2 protein-coding genes are annotated in these 3,790 nt (G+C 57.6%); both read left to right on the top strand.

Features of this window, described 5'->3' with window-relative positions; genetic code table 11:
- The coding region (locus ABX749_RS25405; RefSeq protein WP_372898471.1) for a sulfatase-like hydrolase/transferase at positions 1-1,028 on the top strand (1,028 nt) is incomplete at its 5' end.
- Between the two features lie 227 nt (positions 1,029-1,255).
- Positions 1,256-3,790 (top strand): hypothetical protein (locus ABX749_RS25400; RefSeq protein ID WP_372898470.1); only part of this gene is annotated, 2,535 nt, incomplete at its 3' end.

Below are 3,790 nucleotides of genomic sequence, written 5' to 3'. Positions count from 1 at the left end.
GCGGCTCGGACTGGGACGACGAAGCGATGCCCGAGATGCCGAACTCGGGGGATCGGCATTTGCTACCGGCCGGCCCTTGGCAACATCCCCGCGGATGGATGCACGGGCTGGCCCCCGGCGAGATCCGCAAGAATGCCAAAGAGATGGATGTCTACCAGTCGGTCGACGGCGATGATTCAATCTACCCCGACGGCACCTCGATCGAGGAAGCCCTGCGTCAGCTGGATCAATTGTCCGCCGCCGACGAGCCGCCGTTCTTTCTGGCCGTCGGAATCCTGCGTCCCCATTTGCCTTTCGGAGCGCCGGCCAAGTACATGAAGCCCTACATCGATGTGGAACTGCCGCCGATTCCGCATCCGGAAAAGCCGCAGGGGAAAACGACCTGGCACTCGTCGGGCGAATTCATGAAGTACAACCGCTGGGGGCGGAACCCCAACGACGACGAAGCGTTTGCCACCGAAGTCCGTCGGCACTACGCAGCCTGTGTGACCTATGCCGATGCCCAGGTCGGACGAGTGCTGAAACGTTTGGAGGAATCGGGGCAGGCCGACAACACGATTGTTGTGCTGTGGGGCGACCACGGCTGGAATCTCGGCGAGCACGCGATCTGGGGCAAGCATTGTTTGTTCGAAGAATCGCTCCGTTCGCCGTTGATCATCCGCTACCCCGGGATGAAACGAGCCGGAAAGCCGACCGATGGAATCGTCGAAACCCTCGACGTCTTTCCCACGCTCTGTGAGTTGGCTGGGGTGCGAGTTCCGGCGTTCGTTCAAGGCCGATCGCTTCGGCCGTTGTTGGAAAACGAAGACGCCGAGGGACATCCGGCGATCGCGTATCGCAACAACGCCAAAACGATTCGCACCGACACACATCGATTGATCGTGCACAAGGACGGATTTGTGGAGCTGTACGATCATCGCAATCCGGATGCCGAAACGGCCAACCTGGCGACATCGGATAATCGTCCCGACGCGTTGATCAAGGAGCTAGTCGGTCAGATGAATCAACGCCTGACCGGGGAAAACTGAACGTTGCCGCTATTTGGAATCGATTGATGGGAGCTGCTTCAATCGACCGGTGTTTTAGCTAGACTATTGCCCCTCCGGCCTCGTGCGCTGCCTTAGCTGGGGTTTGTTTTTCCAGCGATTACAGTTCAGGGGCGATGGCGTTGCGTGACGATTTAATTCTGACGGTGGGGCACAGGCGTCGTCGCGGGGCAGACGACAACGCGGGAGCCGTTCGGACGAGTCGACGTTTGACGGTTCAGCGATTGGAACCGCGGCGTGTCTTGGCGGGCAGCCTGAGCCTTTCGTCCGAGCCGATCGAAGTGTTTCAGGATCGCGATGGCGTCGTCTATTTACTTGAGCCCGCCGACCGGACGGGGGCGGGCGTATCCGACTCAGTCGGTTATCTGCATCGCTGGTCCACGGAGACGAATTCGCGGTTGCCGTCGATCACACTCTCCGGATCGGCGACCGAAGCGACGCTCAGCGACGATCAGTCAGACCTTTATCTCGGCTATGCAAACGGCAAGGTGACCCGCGTCGACCTGACCGATGGTTTGTTTGCCGAACAGGATGTGTTTGTCTCGCCGGGCGAAATCGACGAATTGTTTGTCGTCGGTGATCGGGTGTTGGCCGTCGTCGAACAATACGCCGAACGCTTGCTTGACGTTCGAGATTCCAGCGGCAGCCGGATCGCGTTTTTTGATCTCGGTCAATCCGATTCCTTTTCGTATGACGCCGATCAGCGACGTCTCTACTCGTTAGATCACAGCGGCCGCGTGCAATCGCTGCAACTCGGGCTGCTCGCTGAGACGGGGCAATGGAGTGACGTAAGCGGTTCGTATTCCAATGGTGGCGAGCTTGTCATTTCGCCCGATGGATCCAGAATCGTCACCGGTGGAGGCTACTTGTATACGAGCGAACCACTCGCGTTTGATACATGGTTGGTCGGTTCGTTTGATAAGGCGGCCTGGATCTCGAACGAGCAAGTCATTTCGCTTCGGTCATCCTCCGGCGGCACCCAAATCCGTCAGTCGTCGGCGGAGTCGTTGCAGCAGTTGCGTGTAGCGACCGTCGCCGGTTCGCCGCTGGCGGTGTTTCCGGCTGATCACGCGGCGACGATCGTGACTTATGGCCAGGATCAAGTCCACTTTCATGACTTCGCCATTGCAGCGTACCTGGACATCGACCTGGACGGCGTGCCGCTTGGTGAAGACGCCTTTCCAAATGATGTCGCCGCTTCGGTTGACACCGATCACGACGGGTATCCCGACGTTTGGAATGCCGGCAAGGAACGCTCCGACAGCACGACGAACCTGTACTTAGATTCGCATCCGTTTGATTCAGCTTGCCGTTATCCGTTCATCGACGTCGTGGATTGCGATTCCGTCCGCCAAGCGGCCAAGGCGCCCATCGGTCGTTCTTCCGCATTCGGCGACGAGACGGAGATTCTGTATCACGTTGATAGTAGCGGGAAAACGATCTACCGATATTCGGTGCAGGATCAGAGGTATCTGAATCCGATCGTGTTGAACGGCGACGCCGGACGGCCTGACGAGATGGTGATTTCCACGGCCAATCAACGAATCTATCTGCTTTACGAGACTTCGAATTCGCATGGCGCGATCACCCAAATTGACTATCGCCAAGAGTATCCGACGGAGGTCCCCTTTGCGACGATTCGATCGTCCGTCAGCGGGTTGAGTGCGATTGGAGAGTATGTCATTGTCGCAACAACGAAGGATAGGGTCGCCAGCAATGTTGTGCTTGATTCCGCCGGAACGGTGGTTTCCACCAAGCCCGGACAACGACTGACGAACGTGGTCTGGAACCCTTTGGATAACTTCTTTTACCATGGATCGTCTGGAATACGCCGTCAGAGCTTTGACCTTCAGACGGGAGAATTCGGCACTGAAGTCAGCTTGATTTCCCGCTTCGGTTCGCCGGTCGCTGTTTCACCGGACGGCCGCTATCTGCTCAGCACAGAATTCGTGATCGATCTTGAGGACGGCAGTGAAATCTATCTGTTCGACTCCGTCACCTCCGGCGTTTGGCTCAGCGATGGGACTTTGGTGGCGGCCAACTTCAATCAATTGAGGCAGTGGGACAATCAATTCCAACTGGTCGATTTTTACAGTGGCGACGCTCATCGCGAGGTGCTGCGGTTTGGCGAACAGGTCTTCGTGGTGGAGGCGGGACGGCCGGTGCGTCATTACGAATTGACTGATGACAAGGACGGGGACGGGTTCACAACCTTTGACGATGCGTTCCCGTTTGATCCCGCTGCGTCGCAAGACACCGACGGTGACGGGTATCCCGATCGATGGAACGAAGGGAAAGACGCATCGGACAGCACGAGCGGACTGCGTCTCGATGCGTTTCCTGAAATACAAGTCTGCTTTCTTCCTCAGCATGGTCGCCCCGAGGACCCAAGCTCCTGTGACATCGCGTCGACGATCCATGGTTCCGTTCCGACGCAGATTCATCGCGGTCCAGGCGATACCGTGGTGCTGTTGGATCCGGCCAATGAACGGGTGCACGTTTGGTCGACGACACTCCAGGACTACGTGGCTTCGTACCAATTTGCGGTCCACGTGACGGCGTTGGCGATTTCGGACGATCAGTCGACGGCGTATGTGGGGGCAAATGACGGAAGGATTTATTCGGTTGAACTGTCCCAATTGACGTCCCGCCCGATCCAAATCGCAAACCTTGATGAAAGCGTCAAGTCACTCGCGGTGGTCGGCGACTTTGTGGTGGTGCTGGGAGACCTTTCGTTGTTCTCT

This window comes from Stieleria sp., assembly GCF_041595215.1.
Taxonomy (GTDB): Bacteria; Planctomycetota; Planctomycetia; order Pirellulales; family Pirellulaceae; genus Stieleria; species Stieleria magnilauensis.
The sequence above is the reverse complement of the archived record's forward strand: the minus strand, read 5'-3'. Positions and strand labels throughout refer to the sequence as shown.